Source organism: Rhodococcus sp. Q (assembly GCF_005503035.1).
Taxonomy (GTDB): Bacteria; Actinomycetota; Actinomycetes; order Mycobacteriales; family Mycobacteriaceae; genus Rhodococcus_G.
This window is the reverse complement of sequence record NZ_SCOY01000008.1, coordinates 177,149-194,020: the sequence shown is the minus strand read 5'-3', so window position 1 is coordinate 194,020 and position 16,872 is coordinate 177,149. Positions and strand designations below refer to the sequence as shown.

General features: G+C 68.3%; 16 protein-coding genes and 1 tRNA gene. 10 read left to right on the top strand and 7 right to left on the bottom strand.

Annotated features, from left to right (window positions below; genetic code table 11):
* From FFS72_RS11610 to FFS72_RS11600, 3 genes are all read left to right on the top strand, one after another.
* On the top strand, positions 1 to 1,000 hold a 1,000-nt coding region (locus tag FFS72_RS11610; RefSeq protein WP_137874064.1), incomplete at its 5' end, for a biosynthetic peptidoglycan transglycosylase.
* 194 nt (positions 1,001 to 1,194) lie between these two features.
* The gene (locus tag FFS72_RS11605; RefSeq protein ID WP_171018639.1) at positions 1,195 to 1,887 is read left to right on the top strand and encodes an ABC transporter ATP-binding protein; all 693 of its coding nucleotides are present in this window, start codon (positions 1,195 to 1,197) and stop codon (positions 1,885 to 1,887) included.
* Positions 1,884 to 3,191, top strand: a complete 1,308-nt coding sequence (locus tag FFS72_RS11600) for an FtsX-like permease family protein (protein WP_137874062.1) — start codon at positions 1,884 to 1,886, stop codon at positions 3,189 to 3,191. The genes FFS72_RS11605 and FFS72_RS11600 overlap by 4 nt, the downstream gene beginning before the upstream one ends.
* Positions 3,192 to 3,301: 110 nt before the next feature.
* On the opposite strand, the gene FFS72_RS11595 is transcribed toward FFS72_RS11600, so the two are convergent.
* The 3 genes from FFS72_RS11595 to FFS72_RS11585 all read right to left on the bottom strand — a co-directional run bounded on the left by FFS72_RS11595 (position 3,302) and on the right by FFS72_RS11585 (position 4,354).
* A tRNA-Val gene (locus FFS72_RS11595) sits at positions 3,302 to 3,373 on the bottom strand.
* Positions 3,374 to 3,415: 42 nt separating this feature from the next.
* Positions 3,416 to 3,880, bottom strand: coding sequence for a peroxiredoxin (locus FFS72_RS11590; RefSeq protein ID WP_137874061.1), 465 nt, complete (start codon positions 3,878 to 3,880; stop codon positions 3,416 to 3,418).
* A gap of 51 nt (positions 3,881 to 3,931) precedes the next feature.
* On the bottom strand, positions 3,932 to 4,354 hold the full coding sequence (locus FFS72_RS11585; protein ID WP_137874088.1) for a DUF3052 domain-containing protein: 423 nt from the start codon (positions 4,352 to 4,354) through the stop codon (positions 3,932 to 3,934).
* A 288-nt stretch (positions 4,355 to 4,642) separates the two neighbouring features.
* Between FFS72_RS11585 and aceE the strand changes: the two genes are divergently transcribed.
* The 6 genes from aceE (at position 4,643) to FFS72_RS11555 (ending at position 13,236) form a co-directional block, all read left to right on the top strand.
* Entirely contained in the window at positions 4,643 to 7,459 is a 2,817-nt protein-coding gene (aceE, locus tag FFS72_RS11580; protein ID WP_249353247.1) for a pyruvate dehydrogenase (acetyl-transferring), homodimeric type, read from the top strand.
* Positions 7,460 to 7,648: 189 nt separating this feature from the next.
* Entirely contained in the window at positions 7,649 to 9,010 is a 1,362-nt protein-coding gene (locus FFS72_RS11575; protein WP_249353246.1) for a PucR family transcriptional regulator, read from the top strand.
* A 128-nt stretch (positions 9,011 to 9,138) separates the two neighbouring features.
* Positions 9,139 to 10,056: an ACP S-malonyltransferase gene (locus FFS72_RS11570; protein ID WP_137874059.1), complete on the top strand. Its 918-nt coding sequence runs from the start codon at positions 9,139 to 9,141 to the stop codon at positions 10,054 to 10,056.
* A 122-nt stretch (positions 10,057 to 10,178) separates the two neighbouring features.
* Positions 10,179 to 10,457, top strand: a complete 279-nt coding sequence (gene acpM / locus FFS72_RS11565; RefSeq protein ID WP_050064928.1) for a meromycolate extension acyl carrier protein AcpM — start codon at positions 10,179 to 10,181, stop codon at positions 10,455 to 10,457.
* Between the two features lie 8 nt (positions 10,458 to 10,465).
* The gene (locus tag FFS72_RS11560; RefSeq protein ID WP_050065247.1) at positions 10,466 to 11,707 is read left to right on the top strand and encodes a KasA/KasB family beta-ketoacyl-ACP synthase; all 1,242 of its coding nucleotides are present in this window, start codon (positions 10,466 to 10,468) and stop codon (positions 11,705 to 11,707) included.
* A gap of 95 nt (positions 11,708 to 11,802) precedes the next feature.
* Positions 11,803 to 13,236 carry an acyl-CoA carboxylase subunit beta gene (locus FFS72_RS11555; protein WP_137874058.1) on the top strand — a complete coding sequence of 478 codons (1,434 nt, stop codon included), beginning with the start codon at positions 11,803 to 11,805 and terminating at the stop codon, positions 13,234 to 13,236.
* 61 nt (positions 13,237 to 13,297) lie between these two features.
* On the opposite strand, the gene FFS72_RS11550 is transcribed toward FFS72_RS11555, so the two are convergent.
* The 4 genes from FFS72_RS11550 to FFS72_RS11535 all read right to left on the bottom strand — a co-directional run bounded on the left by FFS72_RS11550 (position 13,298) and on the right by FFS72_RS11535 (position 15,867).
* Positions 13,298 to 13,732, bottom strand: coding sequence for an anthrone oxygenase family protein (locus FFS72_RS11550; protein WP_137874057.1), 435 nt, complete (start codon positions 13,730 to 13,732; stop codon positions 13,298 to 13,300).
* 14 nt (positions 13,733 to 13,746) lie between these two features.
* Positions 13,747 to 14,265 (bottom strand): DUF3145 domain-containing protein, encoded by a 519-nt coding sequence (locus FFS72_RS11545; RefSeq protein WP_050064925.1) that lies wholly within the window; start codon positions 14,263 to 14,265, stop codon positions 13,747 to 13,749.
* A gap of 139 nt (positions 14,266 to 14,404) precedes the next feature.
* Positions 14,405 to 15,220, bottom strand: coding sequence for a serine hydrolase domain-containing protein (locus FFS72_RS11540; RefSeq protein ID WP_137874086.1), 816 nt, complete (start codon positions 15,218 to 15,220; stop codon positions 14,405 to 14,407).
* 17 nt (positions 15,221 to 15,237) lie between these two features.
* The gene (locus FFS72_RS11535) at positions 15,238 to 15,867 is read right to left on the bottom strand and encodes a TetR/AcrR family transcriptional regulator (RefSeq protein WP_050064923.1); all 630 of its coding nucleotides are present in this window, start codon (positions 15,865 to 15,867) and stop codon (positions 15,238 to 15,240) included.
* A 122-nt stretch (positions 15,868 to 15,989) separates the two neighbouring features.
* On the opposite strand from FFS72_RS11535, the gene FFS72_RS11530 reads away from it, so the two are divergent.
* The gene (locus FFS72_RS11530; RefSeq protein WP_137874055.1) at positions 15,990 to 16,862 is read left to right on the top strand and encodes an alpha/beta fold hydrolase; all 873 of its coding nucleotides are present in this window, start codon (positions 15,990 to 15,992) and stop codon (positions 16,860 to 16,862) included.
* Positions 16,863 to 16,872: the final 10 nt, after the last annotated feature.

Here is a 16,872-nt window from a genome sequence, read left to right as displayed (position 1 = left end):
CCCCCGCATGGAACGCCGACTCCCCCCGATGTGGCCGGCACCGTCTGCGGGCCAGCCCCCGTTTCCCCCGAAGCCGACGCCGCCGGTACCGCCGTACGACGGGCGCCCCGGTGCGACTCCCCCGGTCGGGCAACCGGAATGGGAGCGGCCCCGTCGATCGGCGCTCCGTTGGGGACTGCGTGCGCTCGCGGCATTCGTGGCGCTGTGTGTACTGATGCCGGTCGTGTACCGCGTGGCGACACCGCCACGAACGCTGTTCATGCTGACCGACGAGGCGAGCGGTCCGACCGTCTTCCAGAACGTCTCGCTCGACTACATCAGCAGGCACTACGTCGCCGCGGTGATCGTCCACGAGGACGCGCAGCTCGGCACCCGCACGGGGCCGTATCACGTGGGCGAGTTCGTCGACCGCACGCTGACCTACGTCAGCACGGGCGAGGACAACTCGGGGTCGACCATTCCGCAGCAGCTCGTGAAGAACATCTTCCTGTTCCGGGGCGAGTGGGGAGTGACCAAGATCGTCCGCAAGGGAGTAGAGGCACTGCTCGCCTGGCCGTTCAACATGATCGGCGACCGCAGGCAACTCGAGCTCTACCTGAACTACGCACAGTTCGGCCCCAACCTGTACGGGGTCTGCGCTGCCAGCTGGTACTACTTCAACCGCCCACCGTGGGACGGAAACCCAACGGACGCCGCCACCCTGGCCGGTCTCCTGCCGCTCGGCGAGGACGCCAAACGATCTCCCGGCGGTGGCGTCGACATCACCAGCGACGGCCAGTGGGTGGTTGCCAGCACCGTGACGCGGGCGCGCACGAAGGTGCCGCAGCGGGTCGACGAGATGGGTGGCTGGGACGGCACCGTGGAAACGGTGGGCATCCTCGACTCGGCGAGCGACAACAATCCCCTCGACGATCCGGACAGCTGCTCGACGATGCCCGACTCCGTCGCGGATCGACTGGCCTCCGAGGGAGCCTGGTGGAGCGACCAGTACCCCAGTTGAGCCCGATCGCCGGCAATCGAGCGCGCTGCGATATTTGACGCCGCCGTGCCTCACTCGGCGTCACGTTCAGGCTCGCCCCACGGCGGATCCGGGTCGGCCTCGGGGTCTGGTCATACCCGGGGATGATGCAGGGACACCCGGAATCCGGCGACGGTCCGATGACTCGGACGGCCCGTATCGGCGACGGTGGAACCATGACCACTCCGACCCCGCCGCCCGTCCTGTCCGTGCACGCCCTCGGCAAGTCCTTCGGGCAGGCCCCCGTGCTCCGCGACGTCAGCCTGGAGATCCGGGCCGGCACCGCGACCGCGATCATGGGCCCGTCCGGATCGGGCAAATCGACCCTGCTGCACTGCATGTCGGGGATCGTGAAACCGGACTCCGGCGCGGTATTGCTCGGGGGGCATCACATCCAGAACCTCGGCGAGAACGACCGCAGCCGGCTCCGGCGCGAGGCTTTCGGCTTCGTCTTCCAGTCCGGGCAACTCCTCCCGGAACTTCCCGCGATCGAGAACGTCGCGCTGCCGCTGATCCTGAACGGCGCCTCCATCCGTGACGCCAAGGCCACCGCGAACACCTTCTTCGCGCCGCTCGGCCTGGACGGTCTGCAGGACCGGCGGCCGGGCCAGATGTCGGGCGGGCAGTCGCAGCGGGTGGCGATCGCCCGCGCCCTGGCGACCAAACCCTCGGTGCTGTTCGCGGACGAGCCGACCGGCGCGCTGGACGCGCAGACCAGCTGGGAGGTGATGCGGCTGCTGCGGGAGTCGGCGCAGCAGATCGGGTCCGCCCTGGTGGTGGTCACCCACGACCTCGAGGTGGCCCGCTGGTGCGATCGCACGCTGGTGATGCAGGCCGGTTCGCTCGTCGCGCAGCAGGTGGCGGCGTGAGCGCCACCGCCCGCGTCGCCCTGCTGACGGTGCGGGGTGAGGGCCGAAAGGCGATCAGCACCTACGCCCTTCCTGTCACCGCCTTCGCCGCCTCCACCGCGCTGCTGCTCACGGTCCTCGGCGGGTACGGCGCCTTCGACGGCCGCACCGGGGAGCCGGAGGCGCAGATGTACCTCTCCCTCGCGGGCGTGGCCTCGGTCCTCATGGTGGTGCCCGCCGTGACCCTCGGACTCGCGGCGGCGCGACTCGGTGCGCGGCGCCGGGACGAGCGGCTCGCGGCGCTGCGGCTGATCGGCGCCACCCCGCGCCAGATCGTCGCCCTGTGCTCTGCCGAATCGGGTGCGCAGGGCCTGGTCGGCGCGCTGATCGGCGTCGTCGGCTACCTCGCCGCGCTCCCACTGGTCGCGCAGCTGCGGTTCCAGGGCCGCACCTTCGAGCTCGCCGAGCTCTGGGTCGGCGCTCTGCCGTTGCTCGGGGTCGTGCTCGGGATGACGGCGCTGGCCGCGCTCACCTCGATGCTCGGCATGCGGCAGGTGTTCGTCAGCCCGCTCGGCGTCGCACAGGGCCACGCGAAGCCCGCCCCGAAGGCACTCATTGCCGTTCTCGCAGTCGCGGTCCTGATCGGGTGGACCGCCGTCGGCGGCGCGATGCCGGGCGTCGCGGCCATCCTGGTGGGGCTCGCGGTCTGCTTCGGCGTCGTGGCCCTGATCGGACCGTTCGTGATCTCCCTGCTGGGCCGCATCATGCTCGCCCGATCGAGAGACGCCGCCTCGCTGATCGCCGCGCGCCGGGTGCTCGACAACCCGAAGTCCGTGTGGCGCACCGTCAGCGGCGTCACGATGGCTGCCTTCGTCGCGGCGGGCACCTCGCTGCTCGCGGCGATCGGCGACGGTGACAGTCAGGAGCTCCAGCCGGGTCAGGAGTTCATCTACGCGGACCTGCGGACCGGCGTGCTGTTCACCCTCGGCGCGACCTTCGCGCTCGCCGCGATCTCCTCTGCGCTGACCCAGGTGTCGACGATCCTGGACAACCGGCAGGTCTACCGAAGCCTCGCCCTGGCCGGCACCCCCGTCCAGGTGATGGACCGGGCCCGGATCCGGCAGGTCCGCACCCCGGTGGTGGTGATGGCGCTGGCAGGCGCGGGCGGCGCGCTGCTGTTCCTGTTCCCGCTCGCGGGCGCCGTCGTCCTCACCACTCCGATGGCGTTGGTGCAGCTCGGTGTCACGCTGGCGGCGGGCATTGCCCTGGTGCTGGCCAGTGCGCTCGTGGCTCGACCGGTCATGCGCCGGGTGCTCGCCGATTAGGCTCGGACCGACGAACTCCATGAACAGAACAAGCCCCCCGCCTCGTCGAGGCGGGGGGCTTCTTGGCTGTTCGGCAGCGAGATCGACGACTCGGCTGTCTGGGCCGTGGGTGGGCGCGGAGGGTTTCGAACCCCCGACCGCTGGTGTGTAAAACCAGAGCTCTACCACTGAGCTACACGCCCTCAACGCGGCGAACGGAGTTTCGTCCGTTCGCCGAATTGCACTCAGGAATCTAGCGTGGCGAGCGCTTTCTCCCAAGCTCCCTGGTCACGGGCCTCTCCGGGGCCGTTCATCTCCGAAAATCGGATGATTCCGGTCTTGTCGACGACGAAAGTGCCGCGGTTCGGAAAGCCGGCCTTGTCGTTGAACACGTCGTAGGCCTGGGTCACCGCACCGTGCGGCCAGAAGTCCGACAGCAGCGGGAAGGTGTACCCCTGTTCGGCGGCCCAGATCTTGTGCGTCGGAGGGGGGCCGACGGAGATGGCGACGACTGCCGTGTCGTCGTTCTCGAAGGTCGGCAGGGTGTCGCGCACCTTGCAGAGTTCACCCTGGCAGGTGCCGGTGAACGCCAGCGGATAGAACACGACCAGGACGTTCTTCTTTCCCCGGTAGTCGGAGAGCGTGATTTCCTGGTTGTTCTGGTCCTTGAGCGTGAAATCGGGCGCGACGGTGCCCACGGCCAACGGCATGACGAACTCCTCGAATCTTCGATGTCGGTGAGGCAGGCGCAGCAGAGCCTGTCAACGCTTGGCGGGCCGTGCTTTCGGCTGCACCAGGCGGCTTCCCGACCAGGATCCCAGATTGGCAGCGGACGTCTGCGTCAGCCCCGCGGTGGGGGCCGATTCGGCGATCTCGCTGGGTTCGACATGACCGGGCTGTCCGGTCTTCGGGGTCAGGACCCAGACGAAGCCTTCGTCGTTGAGCGGAACGATGGCGTCCATGAGGGCGTCCACGAGGTCACCGTCACCGTCGCGCCACCACAGCAGGACGACGTCGATCACCTCGTCGGAGTCCTCGTCGACCATCTCGCCGCCGATGACTTCTTCCACCGCGGACCGCAGGTCCTCGTCGGTGTCCTCGTCCCAACCCAACTCTTGAACTGCCATGTCTTGGGTGATGCCCAGCTTCTGAATGTAGCTCTGAGCGTCGGCCGCGGCGACCACGGTGGGGTCCTCCTCTAAGTCAAACAGCTGAACCTCCAGCATCCGATCGGTGTTGATCGGTAGTGAAAGCGAACATGCTCGGGGCCGCTCGCGCAAGCGGGCCGCGCCGATTCGAGGTAACAAATGTTCGTACAGGCGACGAATGCCCCTCGCACGCGCAGCGATCGATGCCGTTTGGCAGGATTGGATGCAGATCACCATCATGAACGAACCGGGTCGCCGTCACAGTTGGCGAACCGGATTGGAACGGACGCCACACCGAGCGTCCACCGCGATGAGGAGCAAATGTTGTCCGAGCAGATCCAGGACCCGGTATCTCCAGCAACGCCCGGTCCCACCCCCGGTTCCGACGGCCGGGTTCGCGTCATCCGAGAGGGTGTCGCGTCTTATCTCCCCGACATCGATCCGGACGAGACCGGTGAATGGATCGAGAGCTTCGACGATCTGCTGGAGCGTTCCGGACCGGCGCGCGCACGCTATCTGATGCTGCGACTGCTCGAGCGTGCGGGCGAGAACCGCGTGTCGATTCCCGCGCTGACCTCCACCGATTTCGTCAACACCATTCCGACCGAGAACGAGCCGTGGTTCCCCGGCGACGAGGAGGTCGAGCGCCGGTACCGCGCCTGGATCCGCTGGAACGCGGCGGTCATGGTGCACCGCGCGCAGCGTCCCGGCGTCGGAGTCGGCGGCCACATCTCCACGTACGCCTCATCCGCCGCGCTGTACGAGGTCGGGTTCAACCACTTCTTCCGCGGCAAGGACCACCCCGGCGGCGGCGACCACATCTTCGTCCAGGGCCACGCCTCCCCCGGCATCTACGCCCGCGCGTTCCTCGAGGGCCGGATCCCGCCCTCGCAGATGGACGGCTTCCGGCAGGAGGCCTCGCACGCCGATTCGGGCGGCGGCCTCCCCTCCTATCCGCACCCGCGTCTGCTGCCCGATTTCTGGGAGTTCCCGACGGTGTCGATGGGCCTGGGCCCGATGAACGCCATCTACCAGGCACGTTTCAACCACTACCTGCACGACCGCGGCATCAAGGACACCTCGCAGCAGCACGTGTGGGCGTTCCTCGGCGACGGTGAGATGGACGAGCCGGAGTCGCGTGGTCTCGCGCACGTCGCGGCCACCGAGGGCCTCGACAACCTCACGTTCGTCGTCAACTGCAACCTGCAGCGCCTCGACGGTCCGGTCCGCGGCAACGGCAAGATCATCCAGGAGCTGGAGTCCTTCTTCCGCGGGGCCGGCTGGAACGTCATCAAGGTCGTGTGGGGTCGCGAGTGGGACTCGCTGCTGCATGCCGACAAGGACGGCGCGCTGGTCAACCTGATGAACGTCACCCCGGACGGCGACTACCAGACGTACAAGGCCAACGACGGCGGGTACGTCCGCGAGCACTTCTTCGGCCGCGACCCGCGCACCAAGGAACTGGTCAAGGACCTGTCGGACCAGGAGATCTGGAACCTCAAGCGCGGCGGCCACGACTACCGCAAGATCCACGCGGCCTACGCCGCCGCGATGGCGCACAAGGGCCAGCCGACGGTCATCCTGGCGCACACGATCAAGGGCTACACCCTCGGCAAGCACTTCGAGGGCCGCAACGCCACGCACCAGATGAAGAAGCTGACGCTGGACGACCTGAAGGCGTTCCGCGACCTGCAGCGCATCCCCATCTCGGACGCCGAACTCGAGAAGGACCCCTACCTTCCGCCGTACTACCACCCCGGGCCGGACGCGCCGGAAATCCGGTACATGCTCGAGCGCCGCAGGCAACTCGGCGGATTCCTGCCGTCCCGTCGCACCGACGCCGCTCCCCTGCCTGTTCCGGACATCTCCGCGCTCGACCCGATCCGCAAGGGATCCGGCAAGCAGGAGGTCGCGACGACGATGGCCTTGGTGCGCGTCATCAAGGAACTGCTGCGTGACAAGGAGATCGGCCACCGGATCGTCCCGATCATCCCGGACGAGGCCCGCACCTTCGGTATGGACTCGTGGTTCCCGTCGCTGAAGATCTACAACCGCAACGGGCAGCTGTACACGTCCGTCGACGCCGAACTGATGCTGGCCTACAAGGAGTCCAGCGTCGGACAGATCCTGCACGAGGGCATCAACGAGGCCGGCTCGACGGCGTCGTTCACCGCGGTCGGTTCGTCCTACGCGACGCACGGTGAGCCGATGATCCCGCTGTACATCTTCTATTCGATGTTCGGGTTCCAGCGCACCGGCGACGGTCTGTGGGCCGCCGCCGACCAGATGGCTCGCGGCTTCGTCCTCGGCGCCACCGCGGGTCGCACGACCCTGACCGGTGAGGGCCTGCAGCACGCGGACGGGCACTCGCTGCTGCTGGCGTCCACCAATCCGGCGGCCGTGACCTACGACCCGGCCTTCTCCTACGAGATCGCGCACATCGTCCGGGACGGCATCCGCCGCATGTACGGCGGCACTGCCGGAACCCCCGGGTTCGGCGGCGAGAACGTCTTCTACTACCTGACGATCTACAACGAGCCGTACGTGCAGCCCGCCGAGCCGGCGGACCTCGACGTCGAGGGCCTCCTCAAGGGCATCTACCTGTACCAGAAGGCGCAGGGAACGGGACCGCGAGCACAGATCCTGGTGTCCGGTGTCGGGATGCCGGAAGGCCTGCGTGCCGCACAGCTGCTGGCCGACGACTGGGGTGTCGCGGCGGACGTGTGGTCGGTGACGTCGTGGGGCGAGCTGCGCCGTGAGGGACTCGAATGCGATCGCCAGGGCCTGCGCAATCCCGACCGTCCGGCTCCGGTGCCGTACATCGCGTCGGTGCTCGCCGGCGCGGAGGGCCCGTTCGTCGCAGCCTCCGACTGGATGCGCGCCGTGCCGGACCAGATCCGGCAGTGGGTGCCCGGCGACTACACGACCCTCGGCACCGACGGGTTCGGTTTCTCCGACACCCGCACGGCGGCGCGACGGTTCTTCAACGTCGACGCCGAGTCGATTGCCGTCGCGGCGCTCGCCGGCCTCGCCCGCGAGGGGAAGGTCGAGCACAACACGCCCGCCGCTGCGGCGAAGCAGTACCGCATCGACGACGTCCTCGCCGCGCCGACGTCGATGAAGGATCCGGGCAGCGCCTGATCCGCACGGCCCGGGTCGCGCCCTGATCCGCACGGCCCGGGTCGCGCCCTGATCCGCACGGCCCGGGTCGCGCCTGATCCGCACGGTCACTCGACGCCCCGCCAACGCACTCGGTGGCGGGGCGTCATTGTGTAACGGTCGGGCCGTGACGCACAACGCGGGCCCGGCGGTGGCGTAGGTTTCGGTGTCATGGGTGACGAGGACGCGGAGCCGGAGGTCGAGGCGACCGACGTGCGTGACGGCGACGCAGCGGCAACGCCCGCACCGGCAGGGCGCACACCTGCCTCGCCGCCACCGTTCGTCCGACAGCGTGTGCAGCGCAATCCCCTGCCCGACGCCCTGTTGCGCCGGGTCAAGCAGTTCTCGGGGCGACTGTCCACCGAGGCCGTGACCTCGATGCAGGCACAGCTGCCGTTCTTCGACGATCTCGACGCCGACCAGCGCGCCAGTGTGCAGTTGCTGGTGCAGACGGCCATCGTCAACTTCCTCGACTGGTTGCAGAACCCCGCCGACAGCGACATGCGGTTCAGCCTCGACGCGTTCCAGGTGATTCCGCAGGATCTGGCCCGGCGGCTGACGCTGCGGCAGACCGTCGACATGGTTCGGGTCGCGATGGAGTTCTTCGAGCAGTGGCTTCCGGCGCTCGCCCGCAACGATCAGCAGTTGATCGCGCTGACGGAGGCGGTGCTGCGATACGGCCGCGAGCTGGGGTTCACGGCGGCATCGGTGTACGCGAGCGCGGCGGAGTCCCGCGGCGCGTGGGACACCAGGCTCGAGGCGCTCGTGGTGGACGCCGTGGTGCGCGGTGACACCGGCCCGGACATGCTCTCGCGTGCGGCGACCCTCAACTGGGACGCGAACGCGCCTGCGACCGTCCTCGTCGGGACGCCGCCTCCGGATCAGGGCGTCTCGGTGGTCGGCACGGTCCACGTCGTGGCGCAGCGCCACGACCGTGCCGCCCTCGCGGTGGTGCAGGGATCGCGCCTGGTGACGGTGGTGAGCGGCGACGTCAGACCGACGCCGGAGAATCGGCCTTTCCTCAACGACCTGCTTGCGGCGTTCTCTCCGGGGCCGGTGGTGATCGGACCGACGACGGGGACGCTCGGTGCGGCCCATTTCAGCGCGGTCGAGGCGCTCGCAGGCATGGACGCGGTTCCCGGCTGGCGCGGCGCTCCCCGTCCGGTGCATGCGGGCGAGCTACTGCCCGAGCGGGCGCTCCTCGGCGATCGGGCCGCTCTCGATGCTCTGTACGACCAGTTGGTGCGTCCCCTGGAAACCGCCGGGTCGGTGCTGTCGGACACTCTCGACGCCTACATGGACTGCGGCGCCGCCGTCGAGACGTGCGCCCGGCAACTGTTCGTCCATCCAAATACTGTCCGGTATCGCCTGAAGAAGATCGCGGAGGTCACCGGCCGCGATCCGACCACCCCGCGAGACGCTTACGTTCTCCGTATTGCAGCAACAGTGGGAAGGCTGACTCGAAATCACTACAAACCTTCGCTTTCCGTCACACCAATAACATCCATCACAAGTTCGGAGAACCAGGTGTAACGAGGAATTGCTCCCGTACGATGCTCGCCCTCGACTTGCGCTTTTGTTGGAACCCTCCAAAACACCCGTCCAAGGTTCATGGTCAACAACACCCCGCAAACCGGTCCTCTCAGTGTTCCCTTATTCCTGTGATTGCGATGCTCGCCCCGGGTCAGGGGTCCCAAAGCCCCGGCATGCTCAGCCCTTGGCTGGAGCTGCCGGGCACCGCTGATCGCCTTGCGATCTGGTCGAAGGCGGCCGGTCTCGATCTCGTCCGCCTCGGCACCACCGCCACGGCGGAGGAAATCACCGACACCGCCGTGACCCAGCCACTCGTCGTGGCGTCCGCGCTGCTCGCCTTCGAGGAGCTCGAACGTCGTGGCGAGCTTCCCGCGGCATTCGTCGCCGCCGGACACTCGGTCGGCGAACTCGCCGCAGCGGCCATCGCCGGCGTGATCACGGCGGACGACGCCGTCACCCTGGCCGCGATCCGTGGCGCGGAGATGGCGAAGGCGTGCGCCCTCGAGCCGACCGGCATGTCCGCGGTGCTCGGCGGCGACGAGGAAGCGGTCCTCGCCCGGCTCGCCGAACTCGACCTCGAACCGGCCAACCGAAACGCGGCCGGCCAGATCGTCGCGGCCGGACTGCTCACCCAGCTCGAGGAACTCGCCGCGAACCCGCCGGAGAAGGCTCGGGTTCGTGCACTTCCCGTCGCGGGCGCTTTCCACACCCGGTTCATGGGACCGGCCCAGGACGCGGTCACCGAGGCCGCCTCCCGGATCGTCCCGGGCGATCCGACCCACACACTGCTGTCCAACGCGGACGGACAGCCCGTCACCTCCGGTGCCGACGCCCTGTCGAAGCTGGCCGCGCAGGTCACCCGTCCCGTGCGGTGGGATCTGTGCAGCGAGTACCTGCGGGACGCCGAGACGACCGCGGTCGTCGAACTGCCTCCGGCCGGAACCCTGGTCGGTATCGCCAAGCGGGAGATGAAGGGCACGCCCACGCTCGCCCTGAAGACCCCCGCCGACCTGGACGGGCTCGCCCAGTTCGCCCAGCTCGTCTGAGCGAACACGGCCCCCACACCGTGTAACTGATAGACCCCCCACAACTTGCATCACTCGGCCGGTCTCAGTATCGGCCGAACGCAGGACCCGATAAATAACACCATCACGAAGGGAGCCACCCCGTGGCACACACTCAGGAAGAAATCATCGCCGGCATCGCCGAGATCATCGAAGAGGTCACCGGCATCGAGCCGTCCGAGGTGACCATCGAGAAGGCCTTCGTCGACGACCTCGACATCGACTCGCTGTCCATGGTCGAGATCGCCGTCCAGATGGAAGACAAGTACGGCGTGAAGATCCCGGACGAGGATCTCGCCAGCCTGCGCACCGTCGGTGACGCCGTCGCGTACACCCAGAAGCTCGAGGCCGAAGGCGTCCAGACCGGCACCGACGGCGAGTGAGCCTCGACGTGTCCTCCACCTCTCCCCGCACGTTGCCCAACGTCGTAGTCACCAGCCTGGCAGCCACGACGTCACTCGCGGGTGACGTGGATGCCACGTGGAAGTCGCTGCTCGCCGGTGAAAGCGGAATCGGCACGCTCGACGGTTTCGTCGACGAGTACGACCTCCCGGTCCGTATCGGCGGCCGCCTCAAGGTGAGCCCCGACGAGGGCCTGACCCGCGTCGAGGTCCGCCGCATGGCGTTCGCCGAGCGCGTGGCGCTGACCCTGAGCCGTGCCGTGTGGCAGGGCGCAGGCAGCCCCGAGGTCGACAAGGACCGCCTCGGTGTCGTCATCGGCACCGGACTCGGTGGCGGCGAGGCGCTGATCGACGCGGTCGACAAGCTGAACACCGGCGGCTACCGCAAGGTGTCCCCGTTCGCCGTTCAGATGGTCATGCCGAACGGTCCGGCCGCAACGGTCGGACTCGAGCTCGGTGCCCGCGCAGGCGTCATCACTCCGGTCTCGGCATGTTCGTCGGGTTCGGAAGCGATCGCGCACGCGTACCGGATGATCGCGCTCGGTGACGCAGACATCGTGGTGGCCGGTGGCGTCGAGGGGCAACTCGATGCCGTCGCGACGGCGAGCTTCGCGATGATGCGTGCACTGAGCACGCGCAACGACGATCCTGCGGGCGCCTCGCGGCCGTTCGACAAGGATCGTGACGGGTTCGTCTTCGGCGAGGCCGGCGCGATGATGGTCCTCGAAACCGAGGAGCATGCGAAGGCCCGCGGTGCCACCATCCACGCGCGACTGCTGGGTGCGGGCATCACGTCGGACGGCTACCACATCGTGGCGCCGCACCCGGATGGCACCGGAGCGGCACGGGCGATGACCCGCGCCATCCAGAATGCCGGCCTGTCGAAGTCGGACATCAGCTTCGTCAACGCCCACGCGACCGCCACTCCCATCGGCGACATCGCCGAGGCGAGGGCGATCAACGCCGCGGTCGGCAATCATGCCGCGGTGTATGCACCGAAGTCCGCACTTGGGCACTCGATCGGCGCCGTCGGCGCGCTCGAGGCAGTGCTCACGGTCCTGAGTGTGCGTGACGGGGTCATTCCCCCCACGCTCAATCTCGAGAATCAGGATCCAGAGATCGACCTCGACGTCGTCAAGGGTGAACCCCGCAGCGGCCAGATCGATTTCGCACTCAACAACTCGTTCGGATTCGGTGGGCACAACGTTGCGCTCGCCTTCGGCCGCGCCTGACGGATCGGCTTCAGCTAGACGGTGAGGGGCTCGGTTCCGCCGAGCCCCTCACCACCCACTCCGCAGTCAGCGGCTCGCATGAAGGAGGACCGGCGATGACCATTCTTGATCCGATCACCAGATCCGACACGCAGCTCGACCCCCGTGATCCCCTGGCCCGGCTCGAGAAGCTGTTCGACGCCGGCACCACGGTCGCATTGCATCCCCGCGACAAGTCCGGTGTGCTCGCCGCATCCGGTGAGATCGACGGCGTCCGCACCATCGCCTACTGCTCCGACGCCACCGTGATGGGCGGCGCGATGGGAGTGGAGGGCTGCAAGCACATCGTCGCGGCGATCGACGCCGCGATCGAAGATCAGGTTCCGATCGTCGGCGTCTGGCACTCGGGCGGGGCCCGCCTGGCGGAGGGCGTCGAAGCCCTGCACGCCGTCGGCCTCGTGTTCGAAGCCATGGTGCGCGCGTCCGGCCTCATCCCCCAGATTTCCGTCGTCCTCGGCTTCGCCGCGGGCGGCGCCGCCTACGGACCGGCACTGACCGACGTCGTGATCATGGCCCCCGAGGGCCGCGTGTTCGTCACCGGCCCCGACGTCGTGCGCTCGGTGACCGGCGAGCAGGTCGACATGGAGTCCCTCGGCGGTCCCGCGACCCACACGAAGAAGTCCGGTGTCGCGCACATCGCGGCACGCGACGAACTCGATGCGCTGCACCGGGCGCGCCGACTCGTGTCGATGATCGCCGACCAGGGCGAGTTCGACCAGGACGCGGCCCGCCGCGGCGACACCGACCTGCGTGCGCTGATGCCGGAGTCGGCCAAGCGCGCCTACGACGTCCGCCCGATCGTTCACGAGCTTCTCGACAATGTGGACGGCGAGTCGAGCCTCGAAGAACTGCAAGGCAACTGGGCCCGCAGCATCGTCACCGGCATCGGCCGCATGGGTGGCCGCACCGTCGGTGTCATCGCGAACAATCCCCTGCGTCTCGGCGGGTGCCTGAACTCGGAGAGCGCCGAGAAGGCTGCACGTTTCGTGCGACTGTGCGACGCGTTCGGCATCCCGCTCGTCGTCATCGTCGACGTGCCCGGTTACCTGCCCGGCGTCAGCCAGGAGTGGGAGGGCGTGGTGCGGCGCGGCGCCAAGTTGCTGCATGCGTTCGCCGAGGCCACGGTTCCCCGCGTCACCCTGGTGACCCGAAAGATCTACGGCGGCGCCTACATCGCCATGAACTCACGCGCGCTCGGCGCCACCAAGGTGTACGCGTGGCCGGAGGCCGAGGTCGCGGTCATGGGCGCGAAGGCCGCCGTCGGCATCCTCCACAAGCGGGCCCTCGCGGCCGCGCCGGAGGAGGAGCGCGAGGCGCTGCACGACCGCCTCGCCGCCGAGCACGAGGCGATTGCGGGCGGTGTCGGACGGGCCATCTCGATCGGTGTCGTCGACGAGTTGATCGAGCCGGCGCAGACGCGCAGCCTGCTCACGGCGGCGTTGGCTGCCGCTCCCGCCCGCCGCGGACAGCACAAGAACATTCCGCTGTAACTGCGATCTCTCTCGCGAGCGAGGGTGTGCCCACCAGGGCGCACCCTCGTTCGGCGTTTCGTCACCGCGTGAGCGCGACACCCACCAGGACGAGTGAGGCCACCGTCGCGACCGCACGCACCGTGTTGAAGGCCGTCCAGCGCGGAGCGTAGTCACCGAAGGTGATTCGACCGGCGTCGAGCGCAATGTTGAGCGGCACGTTGATCGCGGCGGTGACGACGAGCGATCCGACGAGGTTGACGCCTGCCGCGGTGAAGTACCAGGGCGCCGCCTCCCCCGACGCCAGGAATCCCGCGGCGAGAGCCGCGACCGGGGCACCGAGGAACGGCACGAACAGCCACGGCGTCTGGATCTTTCGATTGATGCCGCTCATCGCCTCCCCGGCGGCAGTCGCGTCGACGGCCCGCAGACCCGGCATCACCGACATCGAGAACGCGTAGTACAGCCCCGCGAGCGTTCCGTGCAGGACGAGTGTGACGAGTCCGAGAACCATCATGGACTCATGATCGCCTACCCGACGTTGCGGCGCAGCCAGGTCACCTCGGCGCCTTCGCCGCCGGTGCGGTACGGCTCGAGTTCCGCATCCCATGGCGATCCGAGTGCGTGCTCGAGTTCGCTTGCGAGAGAGCCCGTTCCGCTGCATTCGGCGATCAGGGACCGCAGTCGCATCTCACCGACGATCACGTCGCCGTTGGCGCTCATCGAACCGTGCCACAGACCGAGTCCCGGTGCGTGCGCGAACCGTTCGCCGTCGACTCCCTCGCTGGCGTCCTCGGTGACCTCGAAGCGAAGCATCGGCCAGACGCGGAGTGCGTTGACGAGTCGGGCGCCGGTACCCACCGGGCCCAGCCAGTCGGTGCTCGCGCGGAGTTGGCCTGGCGAGGCGGGCTGGGACGTCCACTTGAGGTTCGCCTTGGACTCGAGCGTGGCGGCGAGTGCCCATTCGACGTGCGGGCACAGAGCCGCTGGCGACGAGTGCACGTGGAGCACACCGGTCGTCGCGTCGGCGAACTGATCCAATTCGCGCACAGGGCACCTCCAGCTTCGACGAGGGTCGTCTTCCCCAACGGCCTCTGTCGTCGCAGACGTGCAACGGCGCGATAACAGTGTGCCCCCTGTTACCGGTGGTGCGCCAGTTGAAACAGTGATCGGCGCACAGGCGGCGCGATCAGCGACCGCCGAATTCCGCGACCACCGCCTCGCTCAGCGGCGGCCACGCCTCCTTCGCCCAGTCCCCGAAGGCCCGGTCGGCGAGCGCGACACACGCCAGATCGCGGGTCGGGTCGACCCACAGGAACGTCCCCGACTGACCGAAGTGCCCGAAGGTGGACGGAGCGTTCGAGGCACCCGTCCAGTGCGGCGACTTTCCGTCCCGGATCTCGAATCCGAGGCCCCAGTCGTTGGGCCGCTGCATCCCGTAGCCGGGGAGCAGACCTCGCAGGCCGGGGTACTGCACGGACGTCGCGTCGGCGAGAGTGTCGGCGGCGATCAGCGTCGGCCGCAGGAGTTCGCGGGCGAACCGCGTCAGATCGGCACTGGAGGCGCGCGCACCGTGTCCGGCGGGTCCGGTCAGTGCGGCACCCGCCATCCCGAGCGGCTCGAACACGGCCTCGTTCAGGTAGTCCGGGAACGCAATGCCGGTCTCCGATTCGACGAGTTCGGCGAGGACCTCGAACCCGGCGCTCGAGTAGATCCGCTTGGCGCCCGGTTCGGCCGCGACGGATCGGTCGCCGAACGCGATTCCCGACGCGTGCGCGAGCAGGTGCCGGACGGTCGCACCGGGCGGCCCGGCCGGGGTGTCGAGTTCGACGGCACCCTCTTCCACCGCGACGAGCACCCCGTACGCCACCAGCAGTTTGGTCACCGATGCCAGCTCGAACACCCGGTCCTGGTCGCCTGCGGTCGCGAGAACTCGTTCCGGGCCGACGACCGAGGCGGCGGCATGGTCGACGGGCCAGGTCTCGATAGCGGCGAGAGCGTGCATCCCGTCAGGGTACGAGCTCATCCGTTGCCCTCTGTGATCCGGGCCAGACCGGCGGCCAGTGCTGGATCCGCCGTCGCCGCGACCTGCAACGTCGAGAAGAACGAGGCGACCAGTACCTGCTCGAGTATGGCTCGATCGACCTGACCGCCTTCGAGCCAGTGCAGGCAGGCGGCCCGCTCGAAGGCCAGCCAGCCGGCGATCACCATCATGGTCGTCTCGGTGGGTTCGTCGACGTCGAGGGTCCTGAGGAACAACTCCGTGGAGGCGGCGTCCACACGCTGCGCAAGTTCCGCAAGGCCCGCGCTGCCACTTGCCCTTAGAAGCGCGCGCCAACCAACGCTGTGCAACTGAACATGGTCGAGATACGCGACGAGGGCAGCCGACAGTCGATGCAGCAGTGGACCCTCACCCGACACCGCAAGAAGGTCCTCGATCATCCGATCAGCAGCAGACTCCATGGCAGCGAACACGAGTGCATCCTTGCTGCCGAAGTAGTGGTACAGCAGACCGTCGGATACGCCGGCAGCCGACGAAATCTCCTGCACGGACAGCCGTTCGGGCTCGCGAGACGCGAGGGCACGCAGCGTCGCCTCGATCAGCTCGGCCCGCCGCTCCTCTGTCGACAACCGTGTCCGTTGCCCCGCCACGCGCTCCCACCACCTTCTCGAACCAGCCGGATCCTGCCACTGTAGAACTCGCACTATTGAAGAAGCATTCAATATCCACTACGGTCCGAACTATTGAAAACATATTCAACAGGAGGTTCGCGATGACGTCCGCAGATCACCACAACGAGATCAGACACTGGGTCGACACCACCGCAGGACCGATCGAGGTACGCGAGATGGGCACCGGCCCGTCGGCGCTGCTGTTCGTGCACGGCGTGCTCGTGGACAGTCACTTGTGGGACGGCGTCGCCGCACGGGCCGCCGAGCTCGGCTACAGATGCCTGCTGCCGACGCTCCCCCTGGGTGCACACACCCGGCCCATGAAACCGGACGCCGATCTGCGCCCACCTGCGCTCGCAGATCTCGTCGCCGACATCGCCGCGGCATTCGAGGTGCAGCGAATCACCCTGGTCGGCAACGACACCGGCGGAGCACTGAGTCAGATCGCAGCCGCTCGACACCCCGAACTGGTCCGTGCACTCGTCCTGACGTCGTGCGACGCCTACGACCACTTTCCGCCACCGTGCCTGCGGTGGCTCTTCTCCCTCGCCCGGGTGCCGGGGACACTGCAGCTCAGCGCATTCCTGACGCGGTCGCGTCGGGTTCGCGGCCTGGCGGTCCCTCGTCTGCTCGCACACCATGCCCCCACCGACGAGGTGGTCAGGGGATGGACACGACCACTCCGGGACAAGGCCGTCCGACGTGACATCAGGGCCGTCTTCGCGGGAATCGACACCGCCTACACCGTCGATGCCGTGGCGCGCCTGCGTGATCGGCGTGACCCGACGCTGCTCGCCTGGGGCGCCGATGACCGCGTGTTCGGTCTCGAACTGGGTCGCAGGCTGGCGGCTGACATTCCCGGTTCACGTCTGGAGGTGATCGACGACTGCGCGGCGTTCGTCCCCCTCGATGCTCCCACCCTGATCGCCGACCTCATCCACGAACTTCACATCGAGGCGCGGCCGCCGACGTGAATCGACCCGA

Excerpts from the sequence above, each read along its gene's own strand:
- FFS72_RS11555 (WP_137874058.1), top strand. The coding sequence starts at position 11,803 with ATGACCATTCTTGATCCGATCACCAGATCCGACACGCAGCTCGACCCC.
- FFS72_RS11550 (WP_137874057.1), bottom strand. The coding sequence starts at position 13,732 with ATGATGGTTCTCGGACTCGTCACACTCGTCCTGCACGGAACGCTCGCG.
- FFS72_RS11590 (WP_137874061.1), bottom strand. The coding sequence starts at position 3,880 with ATGCCGTTGGCCGTGGGCACCGTCGCGCCCGATTTCACGCTCAAGGAC.
- FFS72_RS11530 (WP_137874055.1), top strand. The coding sequence starts at position 15,990 with ATGACGTCCGCAGATCACCACAACGAGATCAGACACTGGGTCGACACC.
- FFS72_RS11605 (WP_171018639.1), top strand. The coding sequence starts at position 1,195 with ATGACCACTCCGACCCCGCCGCCCGTCCTGTCCGTGCACGCCCTCGGC.
- FFS72_RS11540 (WP_137874086.1), bottom strand. The coding sequence starts at position 15,220 with ATGCACGCTCTCGCCGCTATCGAGACCTGGCCCGTCGACCATGCCGCC.
- FFS72_RS11575 (WP_249353246.1), top strand. The coding sequence starts at position 7,649 with ATGGGTGACGAGGACGCGGAGCCGGAGGTCGAGGCGACCGACGTGCGT.